Raw genomic sequence first — 24,957 nt, 5'->3', positions numbered from 1 at the left:
TAGTTTTCTCGATGTTTTTAAAGCGATTCTAAAAGGGCGAAAGATGAATTCTTTCGCCCTTTTATTAACGGATAAAATCCGAACGTTATTTTTATTAATCAGCGAATTGTCAATTAACATCAATTAGCATCAAAAGACGTGAATGTCGATGGCTGGATTGTCGTCAATAATTCACGGATTTCATCCGCACTCTTAAAGACCAGCTCCTTCGGTAACTGTTGCTGTAATGCCTGATAGTTAATCACATGAAAGGAATATAATGACTCGGCATGGCCTTCCTCTTCAACTGCAGTAGCCAGCTCACCCAAGCGCCAATCGTCAAAATTAGTTACACCGACCTTTTGAAAAGCGGACAAAATTGTTCCCAAAGAAGTTTTCTCCTCATGATGATGAACCTTAACTGCCCAAAAATGATCACCAGTATCTTTTTGATGCACTAAAAAATAGGGAATATCGTGGTCATATGCAATAACCGTTGCTGCTACCATTGTCATCTAGTACTCCTCAGCTAATTCTTTTCTTTGCTTCCTCAATCCAACCTGGCAAGGCTAAAGCAATTGGTTCAAAACCGTAGTCCAAATGATAGTTCGTCCAGAAATGTCGTTTCACACTATTGTTCTTGATAATTGGCGTGTCTTTAAGTGGCATGATGCCAACTTGACGAAGGGAAAGCGAAATCTTACCAGTATACTGATCAATATCCAATACAATCACCTGTACCTGGTCACCGACTTCCAATTCCCCGTTCAAATCCTTGACAATCCCTGATTTGAACTCCGAAATATGAACCAAACCTTGAGTTTGCTCGTCTAATTTGATAAAGCCACCATAGGGCTGAATACCAGTAACGGTTCCTGTCACTAGCTGTCCAATTTTATAAGGCATCTTTTTTCTCCTACTGTCTTCATTATAGCAAAAAGCGCCCAACACTTTTAGTGAAGGACGACTTTTTCAATGATAATATCATCGATTGGGCGGTCAGCATAGTCAGCTTTTGCCTTAGCAATCTTATCGACAACATCCATCCCAGCCACAACTTGACCAAAGACAGTATGCTTGCCATCCAACCATGGGGTTCCCCCATTTTCTTGGTAGGCAGTTTGAATTTCATCAGGTAATCCCTTGAGGGCTGCCTCCATTTGCTTAGGAAAATGACTCGCCTGAACAATGAAGAACTGTGATCCGTTTGTCTTTGGTCCAGCATTAGCCATTGACAAAGCGCCACGGAGGTTAAACAAGTCATCTGAGAATTCATCCTCAAAGGGCTTACCCCAAATACTTTCACCACCACGACCAGAACCATCAGGGTCTCCCCCCTGAATCATAAAATCAGGAATCACTCGATGAAAGATAACGCCATCGTAATAACCTTCCTTGGCATGGGTCAAAAAGTTTTCAACCGCCTTGGGTGCTTGTTCTGCAAAAAAAATCAGGTCAATATTACCATAGTTGGTTTGCAGAGTGGCTTGTGCCTCTTGCGCCGCCAAATCTAACTGCGGAAAATCAGCCATCTTATTCCCCTTCGTCCTGAACAACGGGGTTAATCACAACATCACCCGCCTCAACTTCTTCTAAAGCTTGTCCGACTGATTTATTGGAATCAAACTTAACCTTCGTTGCTGGCATCCCGGCATCCAATTCACGGGCGCGCTTTGAAGCCAAGGCAATCAACTTATACCGTGAATCAACTCGTTCTAACAGCTTATCTACTGATGGATACAATAACATGTGCTACTCCTTTAGTCCGCAATTTGGTCAAATACCCGGTTAACCTTCAAACGTTCAGCAGTAATAATTGCCTTAATTCGGTCAACGGCTAACTCGACGATATCATTCTCGACGGCGTAATTATAATTAATCATCTTTTTCAATTCGTCCTTAGCAGCTTCAACGCGTTGGTCGATGACTTCAGGCGAATCAGTCCCCCGCCCCTCTAAACGAGTGCGGAGATTTTTAATATCAGGTGGAGTCAGAAAAATATAAACCCCTTCTGGCATTTTCGTCTTCACTTGCAAAGCCCCTTGAACGTCGATTTCCAAGAAAACATCCTTACCAGAAGCTAAAGTTTCATCAATGAAAGAACGTGGCGTTCCATAGTAATTACCGACGTATTCGGCATATTCCAACATGTCGCCTGCCTGAATCTTTTCTTCAAATTCATCACGGGAAACAAAGAAGTAATCCTGGCCGTCCACTTCACCAACTCGTGGCTTACGAGTTGTTGCTGAAATGGAATAACGGAAATCCACACCGTCATCTTCAAAGATTGCCTTACGAACTGTTCCTTTTCCGACACCAGATGGGCCTGAAAGGACGATTAACAAACCACGTTGTGTCATGCTCTTCCTCTTTAACATCAAAATCTACTTTAATGTTTGTATTTTACCAGAATTTTTCCCATTATTCAACGATAGCCTCAAGTGGTCATTCATTTTCCAGCCTAATTCTGACCTTCCTGTAGCCAATTTAGAAAGCCTGTTCGCCTAACGATAATAAAGGAAAAAACAGCTTTAAATCAACCCCAAACTAGTTCTTAACAAAAATTTAACCAGGAAAAGCACTTGCAAAACCAAACGTTTGTTCGTATACTAAAGTCAACAGTGAAAGAGGAGGCGGTCTCATGCAAGTCAATCTTGATAACCGTACTTATTACAATCAAATCATTAAGCAAGGCAAGCATGTTTTTGCCCGCTTACGCGAACACTTTGCTGTCGTTCCATTGAAACAGCAACAAAATAGTCAAGAACTCATTACGCGCTTAGAGTTGGCCATTAATTTACAAGAACCCGTTGACGTTCAGATGAACTATGGCTTTGACCAAGAACAAATTCAGGACTTTCATGGCGTCCTATCTCAGACACCAGCCGGTGCTTTGTTAATTCAGGATCAAAAGACGAAGCAAATTCATCAATTGATGCCAGACCTTTTGCGCCATATCTCGTTTTCATAATTCTGCTAAAAATGCCTGTTGGTTTTCATTGAAGACCAACAGGCATTTTTTGTCTATTTTTCTATAACTAGCTCTTCAACGTCAGCAACCGTTAGCTGGCCAAGAAGCTTGTTCAAGGCAGCGACATCCAAGTAATGATCAACGCCGGCCAAGCCAGCTTCCATCTTCTTAAAGTTCGTCACAGCCTTCTTGCTAGCCAAGAACTGCAGGTAGCGAGTGATTTCGCCTCCTAAGCCATCCAATGAGTCGAAAACAGGTTGCCAATACTCAAAGAGATTCTCTTTGATAAAGGTAGCAATCAAGCTGGCCGTCCATTGGTGATGGTCAGCCTGGAACCTTTCAGCCAAGCCCTGATGCAGGGACTGTAAAAGAGCCATTTCCTGGTCCGAGACGACCCCAGCAGTTGATGTCTTTTGGAAGGTTGCCACCATCCGCTTTCCAAAAGCGATTTCTTCTTGGACTTGGTCTGCCGTTAAAGCAGGTGTTAAAGGTTTTGCATCAGCATTTTTTAACTCAGGTAAGGTAACCGTTAAGCCACGAAAGACCTCCTGAATCGTTTCCAAGTCAAAGTCATCGGCATCCCCATTTTGCTTTAAGAATTTAAATTGCAGGTCGTCAATTGCTGATGATTCGTTCATCAGCTTGGCAACATCCTGACCCTGGAAGCGGAAGTAATTAACTGCCATTACCGTTCGCATAATCATTTTCCAAAAGTTTGGATCAAACTTAGTCGTTTGCACACCATAGCGTGGTGAAACCTGCCCTTCCTTGGCCAAAAAGGCTTGGATATCATACAAAACTGGCGTCAACAAAACAAAGTAGCGCCAATCTCGATCAGTTGACTGGACCAATGCGGCTTGCATCGCTTCGTTTAAGTTGACAATCACCCGTTCATCACTAGTAAAGGCAGAGAAATTCTGCTGCACCATGGTGGCAATCAAGTCATCCAAGAAGAATGAAGCCGCTTCAAAGACTGCTGGCTGGTAGGCGTTATTCTTGGTCAAAAAGAACCGTGCTCGCAAGAAACCGGCAAATTCATTGTAATCAAATGGTGCTAACTTCTTATTTTCACGAAACTTGTGCTTTGTATTTTGATGTTTAAATGCTTTAATTTGTGCTGACTTCCCTTGTTTCACAATCGGCCTCCTACCTTAAATCGATAAATCGAGTTGATAACGTCCATGACCAAACTCACGTAGTTTAAATTGGAAGATCTGTTCCTTACGCTCCAAGTTTGGCGTTTGCACCTTAGCCTGCAAGTCACCCTCAAGCTCCGCAACTTCAATGGCCTGGTTAATAGCAGACATAACTGGTGCAAAACCCTTTGGGTCCGCGGAGGCGTAAAAGAGCTCTGCATTCCCATAAGTATTTGAACGACGAACTAGGTTGACAGACACTTTAAAGCGGTTGGCCTCAAAGACCAAGTGGTTATAGTTAAAATCATGTGCGTATAAAAATAGTGCGGATAAAAATTCTCCGGCTGGGTACTTATCAGACATATTGTCTTCCCTTCTCGTTCTTTTTGGTAATCGGTACCTGGTTAAGTAATACATTCCTAGCATCAGGAATAAGCACGCCTGTCATCAACCAAGACCACATTTATTGGCCTGCAGCAAAGCTGATTTTTAACCTGGTCAAAATCAGGTCTTAGCGTAAGGTCACAATTGTAGCACCATCTCCGCCGGCATTGGCGGAGGCAAAATGAAAGTCCTTAACCCGGCGGTCGGACCGGAGAAAATCAGTGACTCCCTTCCGCAATGCCCCGGTCCCCTTCCCGTGAATAATCTCCACTGAGGAAAGATTGGCCAAAACCACCGTATCCAGATAGCGGTCCAAATCAGTAATAGCCGCCTCATAGCGCACGCCACGGAGGTCAAGCTTCGCCTGAACACGGCCCGTTGCTGAGCCACTGTGAGCCGTCTTGGCAACCTTTTGTCGGTGCTGCTTTTGCTTTTCTTTTTGAGCTTTGGCAGTTGCTTCAGTCTTCGTGAGGTCATCCTCATCAACTAACATCTTTAAGATGCCTAATTGGACTTCCCACTGACCATTCTTATGCTTTTTCACCAAGGTTCCCTGCTGGTTATAAGATTGAACCACCACATCATCCCCGGGAGCAAGCACCTTAGCTTTTTTGGCCTTCTGGAGAATTTTATTTTTCTCCAAATGGTCACTTTGATGCAAGGAAGAAATTGCCTGTTTTTGCTTTTGCAGATCCTGCTCGGACAAACCAGCTTTTTGGCCACCGGCCAAGCGCTCTTTACGAATAGCCTTAATTAACTGGTCAGCCTCTTTTTTGGTTTTCGCAACCAGGTGGTTGGCTTCCTTTTTGGCATCCAGCATGACCTTGGCCTGATTTTGCTCCAACTTTAATGTCTTTTCTTCTAGGAGCGATTGTTCACTTTGAACTTGAGCAGTCTTTTTTGCCAAATCAGCTCGCTCACCCTTGGCCAATTGGCGCTGATCAACCAAGTCCTGAATCATCTTATTCAGATTTTGGTCCTCTGGATTAACCAATGACTGGGCATCTGCTAACAACTCATCGTCAAAGCCTAAGCGCTTGGCAATCGCTAAGGCATTCGATTGGCCTGGTACACCAATTAAGAGCTGGTAAGTTGGCTTGAGCGTCTCGACGTCAAAGACCATTGAGGCGTTTTCCGTTTCTGGGCGGTCATAACCGTAAAGCTTCAATTCTGGATAGTGGGTCGTGGCGATGGTTTTGGCCTGCAAAGACCGGGTTCGATCCAAAATAGCCATGGCCAAGGCGGCCCCTTCTTGAGGGTCTGTTCCGGCTCCCAATTCATCAAAGATGACCAACGAGCGGTCATTTGTTTGCTGCAAGATTTGCTTGATGTTCGCCATATGTGAAGAGAACGTGGATAAGTTCTGCTCAATTGACTGTTCATCCCCAATATCAGCAAAAATCTGCTCAAAGACCGCCACTGTTGATGGCCGACTAGTCGTAATAAAGAGTCCCGACTGAGCCAACAGTTGCAAGAGTCCCAACGTTTTGATGGTAATTGTTTTTCCACCGGTGTTAGGCCCGGTAATAATCAATGTCTGGTAGTCAATGCCAAGACTGATATCGTTTTTAACAGCCTTGTTTTCCCCAATCAGCGGATGCCAAGCCTGGTTTAAGGCAACCGATTGGTCAGTTGACAACGCTGGTGCCTGCGCATTTTGGCTTTTAGCTAACCGTGCCTTAGCATTGGCAAAATCCAACTGGCCCAAAATCAATGCATTGGTTACCAGATCTTCACTATGCAAGGCCAATTCAGCTGAAAGTTCAGCTAAAATCCGGTTTTCCTCAGCTCGAGCCAAAACATTTAATTCTGACCACTCGTTGGCTAATTCAACAACCACTTGCGGTTCAATGTAATAAGTTTGCCCACTTTGACTTTGGTCATGAACAACACCCGGAATTTGGTGCCGGTATTCGGCCTTCACCGGCAAAACATAGCGGTCGGACCGCTTTGTGACAATCGGTTCCGAGAGATACTGGGCTGATTTTCCCCGGGTATACCCTTGTAATTTTTGTCGGATAGCATTCTCATGCCCCGTCATTCGTCGTCTCAGACTTGAAAGCAAAGAGGAGGCAGTATCCAATACTTGGCCGGTCTCATCGATGGCCTGGTCGACCTGAGCCGTTAACTCCGGCAAAAGTACCAAGTTAGCTGCTTTAGCAGCCAGGTGGTCAACTGAACCAGCTAAATCATCATCCTGAATACCTTCAAAGAAATGAACAATCGCGGCAGTGGCGGTTAGCACCTGGGCCAAACTAACAATCTCTGCCCCATTCAAGCTTGCCTGGATTTCCAAGCGACGAACCTGATCTTTAATATCCACTAAGGCTGGCAACAACATGCCACCTTTCAATCGATCAATCAAGACAGCCTCATTGGTTTCTTGCAACCAGGCAGACACTTGGTCAAAATCAGAAGATGGTTGCAAGTGGTCAACTAAGACCCGGCCTTGTTCTGTCTGAATAAAGGGGTATAACTGGTCTTTTACCTTTTCATATTCTAATGTCTGTAAGACTTTTTCATTCATACTGTTTGTTCCTTATTATTTAAAGCCACCATTGATAAATCTGATTCGAAAGAATCGGCATGGTGTTCAAAAACTGATTTAAAATCGGACTTTGGCTAAACTGCATTTGCAGCCAAGCATTGGGGACAACCGACAAGACTTGCAAAACCACAAAGCTTAAAACCACTCCGATTCCCAGATACAAGATACCACCCAACAAACCATCAAGTGCCCCTAAAATTGGCAACCGGCGGATAAAGCGAATTGGGCGTAATAGATAATGGCTAACAAAGGAGCCCAGGATCATCACGACCATAAAGGCCAGACCCGATGATAAGAACTGAGTTCCTTGGTGAGAAATTTCTTCTGGCACGCCCGGACGAGAGAACTGTCCCGAAACCCAGTTGGAAAAAAGATCAGCGAGTGGCTTAGAGTAAACCGTGGCCATGTAAAAAACTAAAGCAAACACAGCTAAACGAGCCAAAACATGGACCAAACCTTCCCGATAACCGGACAGGGCCATGAGAAAAATTACAACAACAAAAATCAATGAAAGAATCATTTCCAAGCTCCTATTTTGGCGCAATTCTATCTGGCTCTCCCCTGACCAAATGCGCACAATTCACATACTTAATAAGGTCAATTATACCATTAAAACTGCTATAATTAAGTGGTTACTACCCCATTTACCAAGAAGAAAGCGGGCTTCAATGCAAAGCGTACTATCCTTGTCAAAGGCAACCATTAAAAAATGTCAGGACTACTATGCTGGTCACCTGAAAGCAACCGCACCGACTGGCGCGCTCTTTCAGGCCCAAACAAATGAAACAACCATCACAGCTTACCATTCCGGTAAAGTCCTCTTCCAGGGTGCAAATGCTAGTCAAGAAGCTAGCCGATGGGCCAATCAGCAATTAGACCTCAATAAAAAGGGGGAAAAAAGAGTCAAGGTGAGACCTCAACACGATCAACCTGGCCAAAATCTTCCTGCTGGTTTTCAAAATTGGAGTGTCATTGGTTCTGATGAAGTTGGCGCCGGAGCCTACTTTGGCCCACTAACAACAGCAGCTGTCTATGTTCCCAAAGATCAAAATGCTTGGGTCAAAAGTCTCGGTATCGCTGATTCTAAGACGCTTACCGACGAAAAGATTAAGAACCTCGCGCCAAAAATTATCGACCGCCTTCCCCATCATGTCGTCAACCTGATGCCGGATAAGTACAACCAATTACAGCAAAGTAAACAAAACGTGGTGGCAATGAAGGCTCTTTCGCACAACTTTGTCTTGGCAACTGTCTTAAAAAAAATCAGTCCTGCAAAACCGGATGGCTTCTTAATCGACCAATTTGTAGCCCCCAACTCTTATTTTCACTATTTGAAAAAGAACCAGCAAAAGCCAATCGTAGCAGATCAAGTCTACTTCAGCACCAAGGGTGAGCGCTACCATCTTGCAGTGGCGGCAGCTTCAATTCTAGCCCGCTACGTCGAACTGATTTCGATGGCCGAGCTGAGCCAAGAAGCCGGTATTCACCTACCAATCGGTGCTGGTAAGGAAGCAGACCGCGTCGCTAGTCAACTCATCAAAGAAGGAAAAGATTTGAGTCACTTTGCCAAGGTTCATTTCGCCAACACCCAAAAGGCTCAAAAATTAGCCCAAGAGTAAATGCTGCTCATTGCTGGTCAAGGGCTCAAGGACACTTAGGATTGAAAAATAAAACAATCACCCATGACCACTCTATCCCAGCCAACATTTTACTGAAAAGAAAACCACTAAGCAGAATTACTTGCCTAGTGGTTTTTTTACTTGTCATCGTTTAAGGACAAGTCGTGTTCACTAATTTCAATATCGTTGCGGTCCTGATCTTCTTGATCAACAACTTGATTTGCCAGTTCTACTTTCTTAGCAGCCAAACTTTCCTTAGCTTTCGAAACATAGGGCGCCAAATTATCTTGAACGCGACTAGCAGCCTGCTTGGCCTGGTCGGCCTTAGCCTGAACCTTTTGCTTAAGTTCATCCTTTTGGTCTTCATGCAACAACTTGTAGGCAGCGGTAACACCAAGGCCAAACAAGAAACCGGCAAAAATACCATTCGTTGCTTTTGACATAGCAATTCCTCCGTTACTTTTTATTTTTTTTAGAGAAGAGACCGAAAACCTTCGACAATGCTAACGTAGCACCAGCCTTTGAAATTGTTCCCATCCCCGCTAAGTTATTCGATGCCTTACGAACCGAACCATTCAAATCTGACACTGTCTGTGATAAATCAGCAGCAGTCTGAACAGTAACATCTAGCGTTGCCATCTTATCGTTGACATCATCCAACAATATATTTGTGTTCGCCAAAACCTCGTTAGAAGAGCGAGCGATGGTATCAATATCAGTTGTTAAAATGCTGACCGATCGCGTTAAGCGCAACAAAAAAATTCCGATAAAAACAACTAAAAGCAAAAATGCTAAGGCAAAAATTAAAATTGAAAGTTCCCCAATAGTCATAAAGTAAGATTCTCCTCTCGTTTCATTAAAGAACAGATGACTTGTTTTTATTGTAGCAGACTTAAACCATTATTGCAGGCTCAGACCTGAATTTAGTCCCTCAAATAGAAAAAGCCCCAAGGGGCTTTTCATTAACGCGCGTAATCAACTGCTCTAGTTTCTCGAACAACCGTCACCTTGACGTGACCTGGATATTCAAGTTGTTCTTCGACTTCGGCCTTAATATCATGGGCCAAAACCGTTGCTTGAATGTCGGTCACTTTGGCAGGCTCAACAATCACACGAACCTCCCGACCGGCTTGGATAGCATAGGCTGATTTGACACCCCGATAACCATCCGCAATATTTTCAAGGTCAGTCAGACGCTTGACGTAGTTTTCCAGCGATTCCGAGCGAGCACCCGGACGAGCAGCGGAAATTGCATCCGCTGCTGCGACCAAGTCAGCTAGTGGTGAAATTGCCTCCGTATCGCCGTGGTGGGCGGCAATGGCATTCACAACCACTGGTTTTTCCTGATACTTTTCAGCTAAACGAACGCCTAGTTCTACGTGAGAACCTTCAACTTCCGCATCAACAGCCTTACCAATATCATGTAAGAGACCAGCACGCTTTGCTTGTGCAACATCCATTTTAAATTCGGCAGCCATCAAACCGGTGATCTTTGCTACCTCAATTGAGTGTTGCAAGACGTTTTGCCCGTATGATGTCCGATAATTCATTCGACCAATTAACTTGATTAAGTCTGGGTGCAAGCCACGCAGTCCTAGTTCAAAGACAGCCTCTTCACCCTTTTGACGAATATTTTCATCCATTTGGCGACGCGCCTTTTCAACAGCTTCTTCAATCTTGGCTGGATTAATTCGCCCATCAGAAATCAAAGCCTCTAAGGCGTTTTTAGCAATTTGGCGACGTAGGGGATCAAACCCTGACAAGACAACTGACTCTGGTGTATCATCGATAATCAAATCAATTCCAGTCAATGCCTCAAGCGTTCGAATGTTGCGGCCTTCACGACCAATAATTCGACCCTTCATCTCCTCACCAGGTAAGTTCACAACAGAAACTGTGACATCTGAAACAGTGTCAGCAGCTGAACGCTGGATTGCTTCCACGACCACGTTTCTTGCCCGTTTTTCGCCTTCACTTTTAGCATCAATTTCATACTCTTGAATCAGTGCTGCTCGTTCACGATCCAACTGAGCACTCGTTTCGGCTAGGATTTGCTCCTTCGCCTGTTCTCGAGTTAATGCCGCAATTTCCTGCAACTTCTCTTCTTGTGCAGTCAAAGTAGCCTGCGCAGCATCAGCCTTTTTTGTGGCTTTTTCTAACTGGCTTTGCACCTGGTTTTCTTTTTGAATCAGCGAAGCATCTCGCTGGTTCAAAGTTGCGTCTTTTTGGTCCAAAGTATCTGTCCGATCCTGCAGACGGCTTTCCTGGGCTTCAACCTTTTTTTCCCGCCCCGACAGTGATTCAATCACCTCATGACGGTACTTTTGGGCCAAGTCCTTGGCGTCAACTTCTGCATCCCGTTTAATACTTTTGGCTTCATCATTTGCTTGTTTTAAAATGTTTGCTGCAACCTGCTTGGCGTTATTTAAGCGCATCTTGTCTAAGATGCGTTTTACAAAATAGCCACCAGCCAAGCCGATTATCAAAGCAAAGAATGCTGAAATAATAATCATACCCATCGTATTTTCTTCCTTTCAGCAGTGAATTTTTTCTCAATTCACAGTTCTAGTATAGACAAAAATAGTCTTTGGGTCAATTAGAAAAGAGAATGTCTTTTTCTTGTTTTTTTAATCAAATATTTTAAAAAGCTTCGATAAAATCAAAACAAAAGTACCATTAATCAAAACAGATCTGTTCTTAAATGCCATCAGAACAGACCTGGTATGCTTAATTTTTAAAACGACGATTTAAGTCACGTTCCTGGTCGCGCTTTTTAATCGATTGTCGCTTGTCATATTGCTTTTTTCCATGACCGACACCAATTAAAACCTTAGCAAAGCCACGTTTCAGGTAGACCTTTAAAGGCACAATTGTTACCCCGGGTTCCTTCGCTAATCCGTTTAATCGCGCGATTTGCTTTTTGTGCAAAAGTAACACCCGGTTACGCAAAGGATCAACATTAAATTGATTACCATTTTCATAGGCCGCAATGTGAACGTTGGTGAGGATGGCTTGACCGTTATTAACGGTCACAAATCCATCGCCAATCGTAATTTGACCGGCTCGAACTGATTTAATTTCAGTTCCAGTCAAAACAACTCCGGCCTCCATGGTTTCTTCAATTGCGTAGTTAAAGAGAGCCTTGCGGTTTTGCGCCAGGGCTGGATCGTCTTTGATTTTCTTTTTGGCCATCCGCCTTCCCTTCTGCAAATCTTAAAACTGCTTACTTTCGATGGTTAACCTTAAATTGATGCTTACTGTTACTTGAGCCACCCTTTTTTTGGCCCGGCTTAACTGATCGATTCGCATTATGACCATTAGTACCACGATTACGTTGTTGGCTACCAGCCGTCTTCTGGCCATTTTGTCCGCCAGGATGCCGGTTATCACTAGCAGCATGATGATTGACACCATGACCATTAGACTTCTGGTGAGAGCCATGGCCGTGACCAGCGCCCTTATTCTGTCCACCACGACGGTTGCCACGACCATTGCGATCACGGCCAAACTTGCCCTGATTTTGTTGCGGTACTCGAATATCAGTTGTTGGCGCTGCTTCAGGATTCAAGAGAACAAAGTCAACGGTTGATTCTTCCTTATTGGCACGAATTACCTTGATTTTTACCTTTTGACCAATCTGGAAAATATGGTGCTTTGACCGACCAATTAAAGCAGCGTGTTTTTCATCATACTCATAGTGGTCATCGGTTAGGTTTGAGATGTGAACCAAACCTTCGACTGTGTTTTCCAAGGAAACAAAGAGACCAAACTTGAGAGCGGCATTCACGACACCATCAAATTCCATGCCAACCTTATCTTCCATGTACTCAGCCTTCTTCATTGAGTCAACCAATCGCTCCGTATCGATGGCTCGACGTTCACGGGTTGAAGTATCAATCCCGATTTGTCCCAATGACGAGGCATACTTTTCTTGTGCTTCAGCACCCGTTCCGTTTTTGGCATACCACTTAATCAAACGATGCACTGTTAAGTCAGGATAACGTCGGATGGGTGAAGTGTAGTGCGTATAGTAATCAGCACCCAAGCCAAAATGACCGAGTGGTTCTGGTGAATACTTGGCCTGCTTCATTGCTCGCAGCATCATCGTTGAAATCATTTGCTCTGCTGGATCATCTTTAACTTGGTCCATCAAAGTCTGTAACATCATTGGTGTCACCTTAGCCGGATCGCCCTTAACAGGGTGCCCCAAGGCCTTAGTAAACTCGAAAAAGGACTGTGCGCGTTCTTGGTCAGGCACTTCGTGAATCCGATAAAGGAAAGGAACTTTCAGACGGTCGTAATGTTCAGCCACAGTTTCATTGGCGGCCAACATAAATGATTCAATCATCCGTTCGGCTGTGCCCCGTTCGCGGACAACCACGTCAATTGCCTTCCCGTTCTCATCAACGACAATTGAGGCTTCTGGTGTATCAAATTCAATCGCACCACGACGAACACGCTTTTGGTACAAAATTTGGTGTAACTCACCCATTTGATCAAACATATCGGTCAAACCACTGTATTCTTCCCTAGTCTGATCATCACCGGCCAAGATTTCATTCACGGCCGTATAGGTCATTCGTGCATGAGAACGAATAACTGATTGCTTAATTTCATGGTTAACAACCTGACCTTCTCGGTTAATTTCCATTTCCACGGACATCGCCAAGCGCTTGACATCTGGGTTCAAAGAAGCAATCCCGTTTGACAATTTTTGAGGCAACATCGGAATCACTCGGTCCGTCAAATAGACAGATGTTCCCCGGTTGTAAGCTTCCTGATCGATGGCCGAGCCTGGACGCACATAATGCGAAACATCCGCAATATGGACACCAAGGTGGTAGTTACCGTTATCCTTTTTCCATACCACAACAGCATCGTCAATATCTTTGGTATCGGCACCATCAATCGTTACCAATGGTTGGTCCGTGATGTCTTGACGACCCTGATAATCTTCTTCTAAAACTTCATTTGGAATTGCATCAGCCTCAGCCATTACCTCATCAGGGAAATGATTTGGCACCTTCTTATTTTCAACAATTTGCATGATGTCCATGCCGGGTTCGTTTTCATAACCCAAAATCTGGGTCACAGAAACTAAGAGTTGCTTGGGATGAATACGGTCAGCAAAGCGGTCAACTTCTGCCACCACTACCTGACCGTCGTGCAAGTCTAAACCATCTTTAGCTTTTTGCACCAAAACCTGGTAAGAACCAGCCTTCTTATCGTTTAAACGAATTTGGCCCAGCGTACCCTCTTGCTGCGATCCTGCCGTATAAATACCAACAAGGCGTTGGTAGGCATGATCAATAATTTCTTCAACACGGCCCTCAGGACCACGGTCTTCGGACTGTGCCGGTTTCACCATCGAAACGCGAACAGTATCACCTTGCATTGCCTGTCCAGTATTGTCAGGGGCGATAAAGTAGTCAGGTAAGTTTTCATCATAGCGGACAAAGCCAAAACCTTTATCATTGGCCTTGAATTCTCCTTCAATTTCACCGCTGACTGCTTGGTATTGGTAAGCATCGCCCACCTGCTTAGCCGTCTTAGCAACGACCATTTGGTCCAAAACACCCACTACCTGTCTGTAGCCGGCTGCATCATTCATGCGCAGACCATCAGCCAAATTCTGTGCCGTAAAGGCCTGAGTTGAATTGGCCTTCAAAAAGCCCGCGATTTGTTCTTTTAATTGCTTTAATTCCATTATTTTCTTAATGTTCTCCTAAAAATGGTAAATAAAAAATCAGTCTACAAAAAAGTAAACTGACCTTTCAATTAATGAGCGGCAATATACATCAAGGCCAAGGCAATAATGAACCAAATGGCTCCCAAAATGGTTGTTGCCCGACGCAGCACGGCTTCAAAGCCGCGTGACTTTCGCTCGGTAAATAAATCGGCTGCCCCACCAGACAAAGCTGACAAAGCATCCTGTTGTTTGCTGGGCTGCATCATGACTGTCACGACTAACAGAAAACCGACAACCAGCAAAAGGATGGTGAGAATATTCGTCACAATGACCGCCTCCACTCGCTATTTCATCTTTCTTAGTATAGCAGAACTTGCCTTAATTTCCAAGGCTCAGCCGGAACATCAAAATACCGCCAGCCACGGCAACGTTCAATGATTCTGCTTGACCCAAAATTGGAATGTAGAGGTTAGCCGTTGTCTGCTTGGCTAATTCTTTATTAATCCCTTGGCCCTCATTTCCAACAATCAAGGCACCCGCTGACAAACCTTGAATTTCTTGGTATGGCTTGGCTTGGTCGTTTAACTCAGAACCGTAAACAGGCAAGTTATTGTTTTCAAAGGCAGCGATCCAGTCATTCAAGTCGCCTTGCAAAACTTCCAAATGGAAGTGGGAACCCTGCATGGCACGAACGACCTTCGGTGCGTATGCATCAGCAGTGTCCTGACCCAAAACAACTCCCTTAAAGCCAGCAGCATCCGCTGTTCGAATTAAGGTACCAACGTTGCCTGGATCTTGGATGGCATCCAAGAAAAGCCAAAGACCGTCATGGACATAAGTCGGGTCAAAAGTCTTTTCGGGTAAGGTTACTTCGGCAAAGATTCCCTGGGGTGTCTTTGACCCAGCAATATGGGCAGCAACTTCCTTTGAAATTTCAAAAGCCGGCACACCATGGGGAACATCTGGCAAGTGTTCTGCCATCTGCTCTTCTGTTGCCATAATCGCGTGGAACTTTGCCCCCGCTTTGATAGCCTCCTGCACTAAGTGCCAGCCATCAAGCAAGTAAGTCTTTTGCTCAAGCCGTCCCTTTTTGGTGGCTAACTTGGCCCAAGCTTTCACCTTGGCATTTTGTTTGGATAAAATTCGTTCCATTATCTGTCCTTTATTAATTATTTCTCGTTACGGCGTTGTTGCTTACCGGCATTTCGTCGGCCCTGATCATCATCTGTTACATCTCGTGGTCGCAAGTCTTCCGGCCGAACACGACTCTGATTTGCTCCAAAAGCTGACGAAGCCGTTTGGCTCAACAAATCATCAGCCGTCTTCTTGAGAACAAAGTTCTTGTTCACATCGTCCTCTAACTTAGCATACAGCAAATGCACGATGAATGCTTGCAAAACAACGGTAATTCCACCAACAATAAAGTAAAGACCCAAGGCCCCAGATGAAATCAGGGTAATTCCCGCAATCATCACTGGTGAAATCCACAGCATCTGTCCGGCTGTCTTTTTTTGCTCAGCTGGCATGTGGATCAATGACAAGTATGCTTGAGCAGCATAAATCACAAAGACGATCAATGACAGCAAGATGGCAGGCTTTGACAAGGGTAACCCAAAAAAGGTAGCCGTCTTCAGGCCATTGGCATGTTGGATAGCCAGGTACAAACCAGAAAAGATTGGCAATTGAATTGCCATCGTTAACCAGGAAATTCCACCGGTCATCGAAACACCATTTTCACGATACAAGGTCATTGAAGCCATTGAAGCCGCTTGCTGCTCTTCTGGGGTCTTGCCACTCTTCACAGCCGCTTGAACCTTTTCCAATTCTGGTCGCAACTTCTGCATTTTTAATGATGACTTTGTCGTGTTAATTTGTTGGTTAACAAAGATTGGCAACAGAATTAAACGAATAATCGCTGTTAAGATAATAATTGCCCAACCAATGGCGTTCACACCACCAACCCACTTAGCAATCTCCGTCAAAATGTGGGCAATTGGTGTTGACACAAACCGATACATCCGACCATGAACGCCGTAACCACCGGTCATTAGGTAGATATCTAACAGGACAAACAAAATCGTGAATGTCCGCTTTGCTGATTTCATGAAAAAATTCCTCTTTTAATAATTTAATTAGTCTTAGATATTATAACAAGAATGTTCGCGAAAAACTTTCTTTTCTGAAAGCAAATAAAAAAGACTCGTTTGGCAACAGGTTACAGCTTCCTAAAAATTGGAAGTTAATAGCCAATCAGCCAATCAGTCTTTTTGATGGTTATCTGTTTCCCTAACTAGCGGGAAGCGCAATCGGAAAACCGAGCCGGATCCAAGCGCTGATTCAACCTGAACCTGGCCACCATAGGCAGCGACCATCTTTTTCACGATGCTCAAACCCAGACCATTTCCACCAGTTTGGTGTACCCGGGCCTTATCGACACGATAAAAGCGGTCAAAAACGCGATCCAAGTCTTCAGCAGCGATTCCTTGACCAAAATCTTGCACGCCAATATCGACCCAAGATCCAGATTCGGCCAAAGCTAGGTGAATCTCCTTACGGTCAGTTGAATATTTCAGAGCATTATCAATCAAAATAATGAGGAGCTGCTCCAAATGATCCGAACGAACTGCCACTTCAGCTGGTGCCCCCAAAGCATTATCCAATGTCCAAGAAAAATCAGGATGAACCATCTGCAAGTCGTGGTAAACCCGTTCCAAAACTGGTGTCACCTCTGTCTTTTCGGGCTGACTGCTGACCGTTAAGTTTTCGGCTCGGGTCAACATCAACATTTCGTTGACCAAGGTTTCCATCCGCGAAATTTCAGACAATGAAGAGTGAATTGAATCCTCTAGGACCTCTGGATCATCCTTTCCCCACCGTTCCAACAACTCCAAGTGCCCCTTGACGATGGCCACCGGTGTCCGCAATTCATGCGAGACATCTGAAACGAAATCCTGCTGCGCGTGAATAAGACCCTGGACCTTGTCCATTGTCTCGTTTTGCACCTGCCCCAAGTCATTCAGTTCCCTATTATAGGCAACCGGCTTGACTCGTTGCTCTGTTACTGGGTCCTCTTCAAAAGAGAGCATCGTTTCTTGTAACTTTTTAACTGGGCGCACTAAAAATTGAGCCAAAATCCAAGACAAGCAAATCGTCCAAATCACAGCGACAACGACCAAAAAAGCCCACCAATGGCTCAACTTCTCAATCGTTTCACCATGAATATTTGGCCCTAAAATCAAGTCCAAACAAAATAGGATTACGACTAACAATAGTAAAAACCCCACCGACAAGGCCAGCGTCAATAACGTCTGGATTGAAAGGGTCGGTGAGACAGCTTTTGTTTTCTGCTTGCTTGCTCTCATCTTAGCTCCGCATTACATAACCCGTTCCACGAACGGTTTGGATATAAGAAGTTTTTGATTCAGGGTCATCCAACTTATTACGCAAATAACGGATATAAACATCGACAACATTCGTTTCGATTTGTGTGTCAAAGCCCCAAACTTCTTTGAGTAACTTTTCACGTGATTGAACGACATTAATATTTTCAACCAACAACAACAGCAAATCGTATTCGCGCTTCGTCAAGTTAATGACTTGATCATCACGACGGGCAATCCGGTTTTCTTTCTCCAATTGCAAGTTCTTAAAGTGGATAATCGAAGGTGATTTATCGGCTGGATTTTGTTCAATATCAATTCGACGCAAAAGTGACCGCACGCGGGCCAAAAGTTCTTCAATAGCAAACGGCTTGACTACATAGTCATCAGCGCCATAATCCAAACCTGAAACCCGATCAATCACAGAGTCACGGGCCGTCATCATGATAATTGGTGTCTTTTTGACTTCACGCAAGCGACGGGCCACTTCAAAGCCATTTAATTCTGGCAACATCAAATCAAGCAAAATTAGGTCGAAGTCCTCGTTTAAGGCCTTGTCCAAGCCTTCACGGCCGTTTAAGACCGTTTCAACATCATAACCTTCGTGCTTTAGTTCTAAACTGACGAATTTCGCCAAGTTTTCTTCATCTTCTACAATTAAAATCCGACTCATATTTTCCCTCACGACGTCTCTGGATGCTCAATAGCTCAAGCGCCATCGAACAAAAATAAATAAGTTTTAATCTTATTCTACCATAAACGTCAAAATTTTCTCATTTTTTAAAGAAATCATCCAGTTTCGACAGGCGGGGATCAAGAACCTGTTTTTCTTCTGTTGCTTCTTCTTTTTTTTCTTGTTCTTGTTTGGCAAAATCCTCTTCTGAGATGACTTGCCAGTCTTGACCAGTTGGCAGGGCTGACCCTGCGGCCTCTTCTGCGGTCAAAATTTGACTCGGCAAAGCAGCTACCAAATTATCTAAGATAACCAAATCCAAGTCCAGATTGTTTTCTTCTAAGACAAAAACCGCCTCATCCTCATCAAAACGTTGTAAGCGTTCTTCATCCGCCACATAAGTCTCATGAACATCAACATCAGTTGACCAATCAACCGGTGCAAGTGACCGTGATGATGGCAGGATTAAATCAGCATGAACACTGGCAGACAAAACAATGTCTTCGTTTGTCAATGTCTTAATTGTCCCCTTAACCTGCACGACTGGTGCCTTAATAATTAAATCAGAAAAACGTTCATCAATCAAATATTGTAGGTCTAATTTTTCATCAATTACTAATGGACTTTGTTGAAACTTTGCTAATTGTTGCTTGGCGTACTTCATATTTTTACTCCTGACCTTGATAAATTGGCTTACGACCAACATCTTGCCCCTGCTTGGCATGGGTTTGACCAGCTAGCACCTGCCAGATTTGGCCCGCTTTATAATCGAGTCGTAAATTAGCTTTCGCCAACGACATGTCAACGCGTGAAATAATGGGTAGGGTTGCTTCCCGCTTGATTTCACTCAAATAGGCCTGACCCAGGTCATTAAAGCCAAGCAGGCGAATATAAGAATCCGCCATGGCAGCCTGCATTTGATCAACTTTAATATTCAAAAGTGTGTACAACAACGTTCGTTGAATTCGAGCAAAGGTGTAGCGCTTGGTCTTGACTGATTTAATAAAAGACTGGTAAGACTGTGGTCCTTCAACAGCCGCGGCAACCCCAGCCAATCGGTGTTCCAAGCCCTCCGCCATTTGATAAACCTGACCCAACTGTCCAACTGTATCAGTCAGCAGGCGGTAGCGAAGCAACTCAAAGAAAGGCTTTTCAAACGCTAAAGCAGTTGGCGCGGTTGACAGAGCCTCGAAGGCTTGCTCAGAAACGACTGGCCTGATTTTTTCAAACTTCCCTTTATGAAGAGCAAGGCGAATCGAAGAGGCAGAAGCAATCGTCTGCCCCTCCTCAAAGCTTTGATCATGGTAACCCGCTTGCAAACGACTAATTGGGTGCAAGTGCATCACTTGGCCACTCGCAACTACAGCTTTGGCATAGGAAAATGCCAAAATATCGTTTGGATCTTCCATTTTGAACCCGGTCTGTTCTTCTAGCTGCTGAGCATAAGCCGAAGCATAAGTCTGAGTCCGATCAGTAAATTGGCCTTCACTTTCGATTGCCGTGGCCTGCTTGGCCAAATCAAGAAAATCAACTTCCGGGTGTTCCGAACCGAAAACAAGGTCTTTGACCCCCAGTGCTTGCAAAATTTGAACGGCGCCGGCCGCAAACAAATGGCCAGGCTGGACTGCATAAAAAACTGGTAATTCAACCACCAAATCTGCACCGGCGGCCAAAGCTAGCTTCGTTCGTTCCCATTTATCCAAAATTGCTGGTTCACCGCGCTGAACAAAGTTACCAGACATTATCACCACTGCTAAATCAGCATTCGTTAACTCTTTTGCTTTTTTGATGTGATAGGCATGGCCGTTATGGAAGGGGTTATACTCTGCAATAATGCCGACTGCTTTCATGATGCTCCTCCTTTATGTGCCACAAAGAACCAACGATCATCCTGGTCATCAGCCGTTTTACGACCAAAATCAGCACTAATTTCTACTTGGTCAAAGCCAGCCTTATGCAAGGCCTTTTGATAGTACGCCAGCTCGTAAGTCTGCTCATGATGGACTTCCCGTACTAGGTTAAAGGCATCGATGCCCTCATTGTACAAAAAGAACTTTAAATCGTGATCAACAGAATTCTTTTCTTCACCGGGAAAACTAGTCCACATAAAAATTTGGTCAGGATCATCATCATTGTTATAGCAGTAATTGTCATACAAAACGTTGACTTGGTAAGGCGTAATCACATCAAATAAGAAGGTCCCACCCGGTTCCAAATGTTCATAAACCTGGTTAAGACCCGCTTGAAAATCAGCTTTGCCAGGAAGGTAATTCAAAGTATCCGCAAAAGAAACAATGACTGGATAACTTTCTTCCCAGTCTGAAAAATCACGAATATCAGCCTCCAATAAACGTAAATCAACCTTCGCCTCTTCGGCATGCTTTTGTGCCAAAGAGAGCATGGCTGGTGCCATATCTAAGAGATCGACTGTAAAGCCCTTTTTGGCAAGTAAGACAGCCAAACGACCGGCGCCACCACCCAAATCCAGCATTTTACTAGCGGGCAAACGGTCTTCTACAAAATGCTGCCAATCCACGTACAAGTCGCCATCGAAGAGATTGTCATAAAGGTTAGCAAAGGTTTGGTATGGTGTATTATTTTCGTCAGTCATCTTTTTCTCACTTAAACAGCATTGGCTGGTGGCTAGCCCATCAAAGACCAACCCCCAGCCAGATATCTTACTGATTGATTAATATACTTCTTCTGCGAGGTAACTCGTTAAGTCGACATTTTCAGCATCGAACCAAAGGCGGTCCAAATGGTAGAAATCACGAGACTCTTCATCAAAAACATGGACGATAATATCACCGAGGTCTAATGAAACCCATTCAGCACGGTCGTAGCCCTCAATATTGAGTACCTCACCCCCGGCTTTTTGGACTTCATCCTTGACTTCACGGACAATTGCTTGCACCTGCCTGCTAGAACCTGCCGATGTAATCACAAAGTAGTCAGCCAGCAAGGAAACCTTTTGCATATCTAAGGCGATGATTCGATCACCATGCTTGTTATCAATGGCGGTAACGACTGTTTGCAACAAATCCTTTGAATTGATGGTTGTCATGTAAACTCCTTCTTATTCTGCAAAATGACGAGCCCAGTCATTATAACTGGTGAAGGTCTTGGGATAGATTACGTTACCTTTTTCGGCCAAAAATGAGAGGGTGTGCTGTAACTGATAAAATACCCCCCGGTCCAAGGACTTATCCGTGATTTCTCGAGCCTCTTTGACGCCAGGAAAATCGCGACCAGTTTCCAAGTAATCGGCCATGAAAACAATTTTAGCTAAAGTCGGCATCTCAACGCCGGCTCCAGTTGTGTGCAACCGAACTGCAGCTAAAATAGCTGGATCATCAATCCCAAGTTCATCTTGGATCATTTCTGCTCCAACAACACCGTGCCAAATAGCCCGATTCCAGTTTTTCAAATCAGGATCCAAGTGAAAATGGTTAATTGCGGTCAAAAAGTCCTCAACAGGCCGTTCTTTGGCATAGTCGTGCACCAAGCCGGCCAAGGCCGCTTGGTTTTCATCCACACCATTTTCTTGAGCCAACCGACGGGCATAATCTGCAACGCGTAAGCAATGTTGAAATCGGCCTGCTGAAAGCTGAGCCGAAACTTTTTTTTCAACGACATGCCACTCTTCTTCAAAAGCTGTCATCTGGTCCCCCTCTTCACAAAATTTAGTGGAAAAGTCCTCTGACTAACGAATCTTTTCCACTTCAACTGAATACTTCACATACTTTGCATCGGTTGCTGGTTCGTACAAGACCAAGGTTTTCCCAATTACCTGGGCAACAGTCACCGTTGATTCTTCTTCAATAAAACTTGCCAAGTCCTTGGCTGACCAGTCACTCCCCTGTTGCAAGTTGACCTTAATCAATTCACGCTTAGCCAATGCTTTTTTGACCTCTGTCAACCATTCCTGGTTAGCTCCGGCTTTGCCAACAGAAAAGATAGGTGTTAACCCATTTGCCTGTGATCGCAGGTAGCGTTTTTGTTTTCCAGTTAAATTTTGCATTAAATCATTGCCTTTCGTAAGAAAACCCCAACTCCTTTAGGAGCATAGGCCTGGACGTGAATTCCGGCTGGCAGGGTAATAAAACCCAAACCAGCATAGACCAAGTCCATCTTTTCGTTAATTTTAAATTCATATTTAGCAAAGGCAACATTGTTATCGGCCGGTGCTGGTGTCAATAGTTGTCCCTTATGCTTGACATAGAAATCATCCGCACCTTGACGCTTCGTGCGGTGAATCATCAAATTATTTTCAAAATAGGCCGTAACGGCTGATTTTGCTCCATCTGCAGGTCCAGTCACCAAATCAAAGCGCGCTAAGGCCCCGAAGAAAAGTGTTTGATCCGGATTTAATTGGTAAGTCCGGGCTTTAATCTCAGCCTTTGGCAAAACATACTTTAAATCTTTATCAGTCACCCAGTGGGCATACTGGTCTTTTTTAATAATCCCGGGAGTGTCAATCAAGGATTGCCCATCATCTAGCGGAATGGCAATCTGATCCAGAGTTGTTCCTGGGAACCGCGAAGTCGTGATTAGCTCCTGAACACCTGTTTTCGACTTGATAATCTGGTTAATCAACGTTGATTTACCAACATTGGTTGTGCCAACGACGTACACGTCGCGACCATCCCGCAATGTATCAATTTTATCTAAAATTTGATCCAAATTCTTGGGATGGGCAGCGGAAACAAGTTCAATGCCAACTGGGCTAATCCCTTGTTCTTTTAGCTGTCCTTGGACCCAATTTTTTAACTTATGTTCCTTTAAGGACTGAGGCAAGAGATCAACCTTATTAGCAAGAACCAAAATCGGATTATCTTGGCCAACAAAGCGTGGCAATCCAGGAATTGTTGACCCTGAAAAGTCAAACAAATCCAAGACATAGACAATCAAAGACTTCGTCTTAGAAACCTGGTGCAACAAATTTGCAAAGTCATCATCCGTTAATTCAACAGGTTGAATTTCATTATAATGGCGCAAGCGGAAGCAACGTTGGCATAACAGTTCCTCAGCCATCAGCTGCTTCTTTAAGGCAGTAAGTGGCAAAAAACCAGCTTCTTCCTTATGATCAATTTGCATTTTAGCACCACAACCAATGCAGTATAATCCCTCAGTTAAGGCTTCCTGGACCTCTTCATCCGTCGCAATCGTTTGCACTTGTTCTTGCTCAAATTCTTTTTCTGTCATTAATTTTTATCATTTTCCCTAGCAGAAACAGCTTCCTTGAAAGTTGCATGCCAGATTAGTGGGTGCTTTCGATTATAAATCAGCTTTTTAGCTAGCTTTTCAAGTGACCGGTTGAGCCAAGTTTGCCACATGTCTGATTCGACCAATTGCTTGACCAAAACAGATTTAACACCAGCTAAGTGAGCTGCCCAAACGTCGGTTAGCATCTGATCACCAACCATCAACACAGCTTCTTTTTGCAATCCCTGCTTTTTGAGCACCTTTAAAATACCACGCGGCATCGGCTTCAAAGACCAGGCAACATAGTCAACATCCAAACCAGAAACGGCTTGCTCGACTCGCTCCCAGGTATTATTGGAAACGACAACAACCTCAATCCCAGCTGCTTTGATTTCTTTTAACCAAGCATGCAATTCTGGTGTCCCATTGGGGTTATTCCAAGCCAGCAACGTATTATCTAAGTCTGTTAATACGGCTTTTACGCCTTGGCTCTTTAACTCCGCCACCGATAAGTTATAAACGGACTTAACCGTGTAGGTGGGCTTTAAAAAATTAAGGGGCATATTTGTCTTCCTTTTTTTATTTCCTCAGTTCCTATTATACACGATTAGACCTTTCTTCGAGCAAAAAAGGACCCCTTAACGGGGCCCCTCTGTCTTCTGATTTTTAAAGTTTAGTACCAACCATTGCTTTGGAAATGGCTAATAGCATTGGCAACAGAACCATAACGGGCAGCAATATAAGCCTGCATAGCCTGTAATTGGACGGCATAATTACCTTGGTAATTTTGGCCAGGCACATAAGTTGCATAAGCCGCAGGAGACAATTGTCCAATACCATAGAATTGTCCGTTTTGTGCATTCACGTTTCCGCCTGATTCACGAGAAATCAACCAGTTAATGTCCCCAGAGGCCGAGGTCGACGTGCTTGCTGTTGTTGTTGCAGCTGCCGTGCTTGTTGATGAAGTTTGGGCAGCAGTTGAAGTGGCCACAGGCGTAGCTTGCGCTGCCTGAGTTGTCGTTGTAGACAACGAAGTCACTTGGCTTTGACTGTTGGATGTATCATCAGATGCACTGGCAGTGTCATCATCAGATGAAGCAACAGTCTGGCTAGCTGCTGTATTTTCCAAGCTCTTGAGATTATCAACAGATGAAACGGCAGTAGAAACCTTCTTGGTGTTCACTGAGTCAGTCACCTTGACCGCTTGGTCAGAGGTTGATTTTCCTTTATTAAATTGTGTGTTGGCGGCAGTCAGTGCTAAACCGGCTACGGCCATACTTGTAAGTAAAACTTTATTAAACATCATGGTTATTATTTTCCCCAATCAATATTACGAGAATATTAAAACAGACAACGCTTCCGTAACGTTCGTT

General features: G+C 44.2%; 30 protein-coding genes. 2 read left to right on the top strand and 28 right to left on the bottom strand.

What is annotated here, in order from left to right:
• Nucleotides 1-119: 119 nt before the first annotated feature.
• The 5 genes from ACSYSH_RS06860 to gmk are packed head-to-tail and all read right to left on the bottom strand — an operon-like array spanning nucleotide 120 to nucleotide 2,339.
• Nucleotides 120-494: a hypothetical protein gene (locus tag ACSYSH_RS06860; RefSeq protein ID WP_252774236.1), complete on the bottom strand. Its 375-nt coding sequence runs from the start codon at nucleotides 492-494 to the stop codon at nucleotides 120-122.
• A gap of 10 nt (nucleotides 495-504) precedes the next feature.
• The gene (locus ACSYSH_RS06855; RefSeq protein WP_491702119.1) at nucleotides 505-885 is read right to left on the bottom strand and encodes a CvfD/Ygs/GSP13 family RNA-binding post-transcriptional regulator; all 381 of its coding nucleotides are present in this window, start codon (nucleotides 883-885) and stop codon (nucleotides 505-507) included.
• 47 nt (nucleotides 886-932) lie between these two features.
• Nucleotides 933-1,511, bottom strand: a complete 579-nt coding sequence (locus ACSYSH_RS06850) for a peptidylprolyl isomerase (RefSeq protein WP_489816327.1) — start codon at nucleotides 1,509-1,511, stop codon at nucleotides 933-935.
• A 1-nt stretch (nucleotide 1,512) separates the two neighbouring features.
• Nucleotides 1,513-1,728 carry a DNA-directed RNA polymerase subunit omega gene (rpoZ, locus tag ACSYSH_RS06845; RefSeq protein WP_252774238.1) on the bottom strand — a complete coding sequence of 72 codons (216 nt, stop codon included), beginning with the start codon at nucleotides 1,726-1,728 and terminating at the stop codon, nucleotides 1,513-1,515.
• Nucleotides 1,729-1,739: 11 nt separating this feature from the next.
• Nucleotides 1,740-2,339 (bottom strand): guanylate kinase, encoded by a 600-nt coding sequence (gene gmk, locus ACSYSH_RS06840; RefSeq protein ID WP_252774239.1) that lies wholly within the window; start codon nucleotides 2,337-2,339, stop codon nucleotides 1,740-1,742.
• A 281-nt stretch (nucleotides 2,340-2,620) separates the two neighbouring features.
• Here gmk and ACSYSH_RS06835 point away from each other — a divergent pair, with 281 nt between their 5' ends.
• A complete protein-coding gene (locus tag ACSYSH_RS06835; RefSeq protein WP_252774240.1) occupies nucleotides 2,621-2,950 on the top strand; it encodes a hypothetical protein in 330 nt (109 codons plus the stop codon).
• A 53-nt stretch (nucleotides 2,951-3,003) separates the two neighbouring features.
• Here ACSYSH_RS06835 and ACSYSH_RS06830 read toward each other — a convergent pair whose 3' ends face one another.
• The 4 genes from ACSYSH_RS06830 to ACSYSH_RS06815 all read right to left on the bottom strand — a co-directional run bounded on the left by ACSYSH_RS06830 (nucleotide 3,004) and on the right by ACSYSH_RS06815 (nucleotide 7,538).
• Complete coding sequence (locus tag ACSYSH_RS06830) at nucleotides 3,004-4,086, bottom strand: metaphase chromosome protein 1 (RefSeq protein WP_491702120.1); 1,083 nt, start codon at nucleotides 4,084-4,086, stop codon at nucleotides 3,004-3,006.
• 15 nt (nucleotides 4,087-4,101) lie between these two features.
• Nucleotides 4,102-4,449: a hypothetical protein gene (locus ACSYSH_RS06825; RefSeq protein ID WP_491702121.1), complete on the bottom strand. Its 348-nt coding sequence runs from the start codon at nucleotides 4,447-4,449 to the stop codon at nucleotides 4,102-4,104.
• Nucleotides 4,450-4,597: 148 nt separating this feature from the next.
• Entirely contained in the window at nucleotides 4,598-6,997 is a 2,400-nt protein-coding gene (locus ACSYSH_RS06820; RefSeq protein WP_489816325.1) for an endonuclease MutS2, read from the bottom strand.
• A gap of 19 nt (nucleotides 6,998-7,016) precedes the next feature.
• On the bottom strand, nucleotides 7,017-7,538 hold the full coding sequence (locus tag ACSYSH_RS06815) for a CvpA family protein (protein WP_252774244.1): 522 nt from the start codon (nucleotides 7,536-7,538) through the stop codon (nucleotides 7,017-7,019).
• 148 nt (nucleotides 7,539-7,686) lie between these two features.
• On the opposite strand from ACSYSH_RS06815, the gene rnhC reads away from it, so the two are divergent.
• On the top strand, nucleotides 7,687-8,637 hold the full coding sequence (gene rnhC / locus ACSYSH_RS06810) for a ribonuclease HIII (protein WP_252774245.1): 951 nt from the start codon (nucleotides 7,687-7,689) through the stop codon (nucleotides 8,635-8,637).
• Between the two features lie 137 nt (nucleotides 8,638-8,774).
• Here rnhC and ACSYSH_RS06805 read toward each other — a convergent pair whose 3' ends face one another.
• The 19 genes from ACSYSH_RS06805 to ACSYSH_RS06715 all read right to left on the bottom strand — a co-directional run bounded on the left by ACSYSH_RS06805 (nucleotide 8,775) and on the right by ACSYSH_RS06715 (nucleotide 24,890).
• Complete coding sequence (locus ACSYSH_RS06805; protein ID WP_252774246.1) at nucleotides 8,775-9,080, bottom strand: hypothetical protein; 306 nt, start codon at nucleotides 9,078-9,080, stop codon at nucleotides 8,775-8,777.
• 13 nt (nucleotides 9,081-9,093) lie between these two features.
• Nucleotides 9,094-9,468 (bottom strand): DUF948 domain-containing protein, encoded by a 375-nt coding sequence (locus ACSYSH_RS06800; protein ID WP_252774247.1) that lies wholly within the window; start codon nucleotides 9,466-9,468, stop codon nucleotides 9,094-9,096.
• 131 nt (nucleotides 9,469-9,599) lie between these two features.
• Nucleotides 9,600-11,156: a ribonuclease Y gene (gene rny / locus ACSYSH_RS06795; protein WP_489816324.1), complete on the bottom strand. Its 1,557-nt coding sequence runs from the start codon at nucleotides 11,154-11,156 to the stop codon at nucleotides 9,600-9,602.
• 208 nt (nucleotides 11,157-11,364) lie between these two features.
• Nucleotides 11,365-11,829, bottom strand: coding sequence for an SsrA-binding protein SmpB (smpB, locus tag ACSYSH_RS06790; RefSeq protein WP_491702122.1), 465 nt, complete (start codon nucleotides 11,827-11,829; stop codon nucleotides 11,365-11,367).
• Between the two features lie 31 nt (nucleotides 11,830-11,860).
• Complete coding sequence (rnr, locus tag ACSYSH_RS06785; protein ID WP_491702123.1) at nucleotides 11,861-14,344, bottom strand: ribonuclease R; 2,484 nt, start codon at nucleotides 14,342-14,344, stop codon at nucleotides 11,861-11,863.
• 71 nt (nucleotides 14,345-14,415) lie between these two features.
• Nucleotides 14,416-14,652 carry a preprotein translocase subunit SecG gene (secG, locus tag ACSYSH_RS06780; RefSeq protein WP_047974310.1) on the bottom strand — a complete coding sequence of 79 codons (237 nt, stop codon included), beginning with the start codon at nucleotides 14,650-14,652 and terminating at the stop codon, nucleotides 14,416-14,418.
• A 52-nt stretch (nucleotides 14,653-14,704) separates the two neighbouring features.
• The gene (locus ACSYSH_RS06775; RefSeq protein WP_252774251.1) at nucleotides 14,705-15,478 is read right to left on the bottom strand and encodes a TrmH family RNA methyltransferase; all 774 of its coding nucleotides are present in this window, start codon (nucleotides 15,476-15,478) and stop codon (nucleotides 14,705-14,707) included.
• Between the two features lie 17 nt (nucleotides 15,479-15,495).
• Nucleotides 15,496-16,431, bottom strand: a complete 936-nt coding sequence (gene yidC / locus ACSYSH_RS06770; RefSeq protein ID WP_252774252.1) for a membrane protein insertase YidC — start codon at nucleotides 16,429-16,431, stop codon at nucleotides 15,496-15,498.
• 153 nt (nucleotides 16,432-16,584) lie between these two features.
• A complete protein-coding gene (locus tag ACSYSH_RS06765; protein WP_489816321.1) occupies nucleotides 16,585-17,688 on the bottom strand; it encodes a sensor histidine kinase in 1,104 nt (367 codons plus the stop codon).
• A 1-nt stretch (nucleotide 17,689) separates the two neighbouring features.
• Nucleotides 17,690-18,379 carry a response regulator transcription factor gene (locus ACSYSH_RS06760; protein WP_491702124.1) on the bottom strand — a complete coding sequence of 230 codons (690 nt, stop codon included), beginning with the start codon at nucleotides 18,377-18,379 and terminating at the stop codon, nucleotides 17,690-17,692.
• Nucleotides 18,380-18,479: 100 nt separating this feature from the next.
• A complete protein-coding gene (locus tag ACSYSH_RS06755; protein WP_491702125.1) occupies nucleotides 18,480-19,043 on the bottom strand; it encodes a YceD family protein in 564 nt (187 codons plus the stop codon).
• 4 nt (nucleotides 19,044-19,047) lie between these two features.
• The gene (locus ACSYSH_RS06750) at nucleotides 19,048-20,229 is read right to left on the bottom strand and encodes a nucleotidyltransferase (protein WP_491702126.1); all 1,182 of its coding nucleotides are present in this window, start codon (nucleotides 20,227-20,229) and stop codon (nucleotides 19,048-19,050) included.
• Nucleotides 20,226-20,990, bottom strand: coding sequence for a class I SAM-dependent DNA methyltransferase (locus tag ACSYSH_RS06745; protein WP_491702127.1), 765 nt, complete (start codon nucleotides 20,988-20,990; stop codon nucleotides 20,226-20,228). The genes ACSYSH_RS06750 and ACSYSH_RS06745 overlap by 4 nt, the downstream gene beginning before the upstream one ends.
• Nucleotides 20,991-21,068: 78 nt before the next feature.
• Entirely contained in the window at nucleotides 21,069-21,443 is a 375-nt protein-coding gene (gene rsfS / locus ACSYSH_RS06740; RefSeq protein ID WP_491702128.1) for a ribosome silencing factor, read from the bottom strand.
• Nucleotides 21,444-21,455: 12 nt separating this feature from the next.
• Nucleotides 21,456-22,040, bottom strand: a complete 585-nt coding sequence (gene yqeK, locus ACSYSH_RS06735; protein ID WP_252774258.1) for a bis(5'-nucleosyl)-tetraphosphatase (symmetrical) YqeK — start codon at nucleotides 22,038-22,040, stop codon at nucleotides 21,456-21,458.
• A gap of 42 nt (nucleotides 22,041-22,082) precedes the next feature.
• Nucleotides 22,083-22,400 carry a ribosome assembly RNA-binding protein YhbY gene (gene yhbY, locus ACSYSH_RS06730; RefSeq protein WP_252774259.1) on the bottom strand — a complete coding sequence of 106 codons (318 nt, stop codon included), beginning with the start codon at nucleotides 22,398-22,400 and terminating at the stop codon, nucleotides 22,083-22,085.
• Nucleotides 22,400-23,554 (bottom strand): ribosome biogenesis GTPase YqeH, encoded by a 1,155-nt coding sequence (yqeH, locus tag ACSYSH_RS06725; RefSeq protein ID WP_491702639.1) that lies wholly within the window; start codon nucleotides 23,552-23,554, stop codon nucleotides 22,400-22,402. The genes yhbY and yqeH overlap by 1 nt, the downstream gene beginning before the upstream one ends.
• Before the next feature lie 29 nt (nucleotides 23,555-23,583).
• Nucleotides 23,584-24,147: a YqeG family HAD IIIA-type phosphatase gene (locus ACSYSH_RS06720; protein WP_252774260.1), complete on the bottom strand. Its 564-nt coding sequence runs from the start codon at nucleotides 24,145-24,147 to the stop codon at nucleotides 23,584-23,586.
• 110 nt (nucleotides 24,148-24,257) lie between these two features.
• Nucleotides 24,258-24,890: an aggregation-promoting factor C-terminal-like domain-containing protein gene (locus ACSYSH_RS06715; RefSeq protein ID WP_489816316.1), complete on the bottom strand. Its 633-nt coding sequence runs from the start codon at nucleotides 24,888-24,890 to the stop codon at nucleotides 24,258-24,260.
• Between the last annotated feature and the right edge of the window lie 67 nt (nucleotides 24,891-24,957).

It is taken from the genome of Fructobacillus sp. ESL1117, assembly GCF_058508565.1.
The sequence above is the reverse complement of the archived record's forward strand: the minus strand, read 5'-3'. Positions and strand labels throughout refer to the sequence as shown.

Bases quoted from the DNA above. Each gene is read 5' to 3' on its own strand.
- ACSYSH_RS06860 (WP_252774236.1), bottom strand. From the start codon at position 494: ATGACAATGGTAGCAGCAACGGTTATTGCATATGACCACGATATTCCC.
- ACSYSH_RS06855 (WP_491702119.1), bottom strand. From the start codon at position 885: ATGCCTTATAAAATTGGACAGCTAGTGACAGGAACCGTTACTGGTATT.
- ACSYSH_RS06850 (WP_489816327.1), bottom strand. From the start codon at position 1,511: ATGGCTGATTTTCCGCAGTTAGATTTGGCGGCGCAAGAGGCACAAGCC.
- rpoZ (WP_252774238.1), bottom strand. From the start codon at position 1,728: ATGTTATTGTATCCATCAGTAGATAAGCTGTTAGAACGAGTTGATTCA.
- gmk (WP_252774239.1), bottom strand. From the start codon at position 2,339: ATGACACAACGTGGTTTGTTAATCGTCCTTTCAGGCCCATCTGGTGTC.
- ACSYSH_RS06835 (WP_252774240.1), top strand. From the start codon at position 2,621: ATGCAAGTCAATCTTGATAACCGTACTTATTACAATCAAATCATTAAG.
- ACSYSH_RS06825 (WP_491702121.1), bottom strand. From the start codon at position 4,449: ATGTCTGATAAGTACCCAGCCGGAGAATTTTTATCCGCACTATTTTTA.
- ACSYSH_RS06820 (WP_489816325.1), bottom strand. From the start codon at position 6,997: ATGAATGAAAAAGTCTTACAGACATTAGAATATGAAAAGGTAAAAGAC.
- ACSYSH_RS06815 (WP_252774244.1), bottom strand. From the start codon at position 7,538: ATGATTCTTTCATTGATTTTTGTTGTTGTAATTTTTCTCATGGCCCTG.
- rnhC (WP_252774245.1), top strand. From the start codon at position 7,687: ATGCAAAGCGTACTATCCTTGTCAAAGGCAACCATTAAAAAATGTCAG.
- ACSYSH_RS06805 (WP_252774246.1), bottom strand. From the start codon at position 9,080: ATGTCAAAAGCAACGAATGGTATTTTTGCCGGTTTCTTGTTTGGCCTT.
- ACSYSH_RS06800 (WP_252774247.1), bottom strand. From the start codon at position 9,468: ATGACTATTGGGGAACTTTCAATTTTAATTTTTGCCTTAGCATTTTTG.
- rny (WP_489816324.1), bottom strand. From the start codon at position 11,156: ATGGGTATGATTATTATTTCAGCATTCTTTGCTTTGATAATCGGCTTG.
- smpB (WP_491702122.1), bottom strand. From the start codon at position 11,829: ATGGCCAAAAAGAAAATCAAAGACGATCCAGCCCTGGCGCAAAACCGC.
- rnr (WP_491702123.1), bottom strand. From the start codon at position 14,344: ATGGAATTAAAGCAATTAAAAGAACAAATCGCGGGCTTTTTGAAGGCC.
- ACSYSH_RS06775 (WP_252774251.1), bottom strand. From the start codon at position 15,478: ATGGAACGAATTTTATCCAAACAAAATGCCAAGGTGAAAGCTTGGGCC.
- yidC (WP_252774252.1), bottom strand. From the start codon at position 16,431: ATGAAATCAGCAAAGCGGACATTCACGATTTTGTTTGTCCTGTTAGAT.
- ACSYSH_RS06765 (WP_489816321.1), bottom strand. From the start codon at position 17,688: ATGAGAGCAAGCAAGCAGAAAACAAAAGCTGTCTCACCGACCCTTTCA.
- ACSYSH_RS06760 (WP_491702124.1), bottom strand. From the start codon at position 18,379: ATGAGTCGGATTTTAATTGTAGAAGATGAAGAAAACTTGGCGAAATTC.
- ACSYSH_RS06755 (WP_491702125.1), bottom strand. From the start codon at position 19,043: ATGAAGTACGCCAAGCAACAATTAGCAAAGTTTCAACAAAGTCCATTA.
- ACSYSH_RS06750 (WP_491702126.1), bottom strand. From the start codon at position 20,229: ATGAAAGCAGTCGGCATTATTGCAGAGTATAACCCCTTCCATAACGGC.
- ACSYSH_RS06745 (WP_491702127.1), bottom strand. From the start codon at position 20,990: ATGACTGACGAAAATAATACACCATACCAAACCTTTGCTAACCTTTAT.
- rsfS (WP_491702128.1), bottom strand. From the start codon at position 21,443: ATGACAACCATCAATTCAAAGGATTTGTTGCAAACAGTCGTTACCGCC.
- yqeK (WP_252774258.1), bottom strand. From the start codon at position 22,040: ATGACAGCTTTTGAAGAAGAGTGGCATGTCGTTGAAAAAAAAGTTTCG.
- yhbY (WP_252774259.1), bottom strand. From the start codon at position 22,400: ATGCAAAATTTAACTGGAAAACAAAAACGCTACCTGCGATCACAGGCA.
- ACSYSH_RS06720 (WP_252774260.1), bottom strand. From the start codon at position 24,147: ATGCCCCTTAATTTTTTAAAGCCCACCTACACGGTTAAGTCCGTTTAT.
- ACSYSH_RS06715 (WP_489816316.1), bottom strand. From the start codon at position 24,890: ATGATGTTTAATAAAGTTTTACTTACAAGTATGGCCGTAGCCGGTTTA.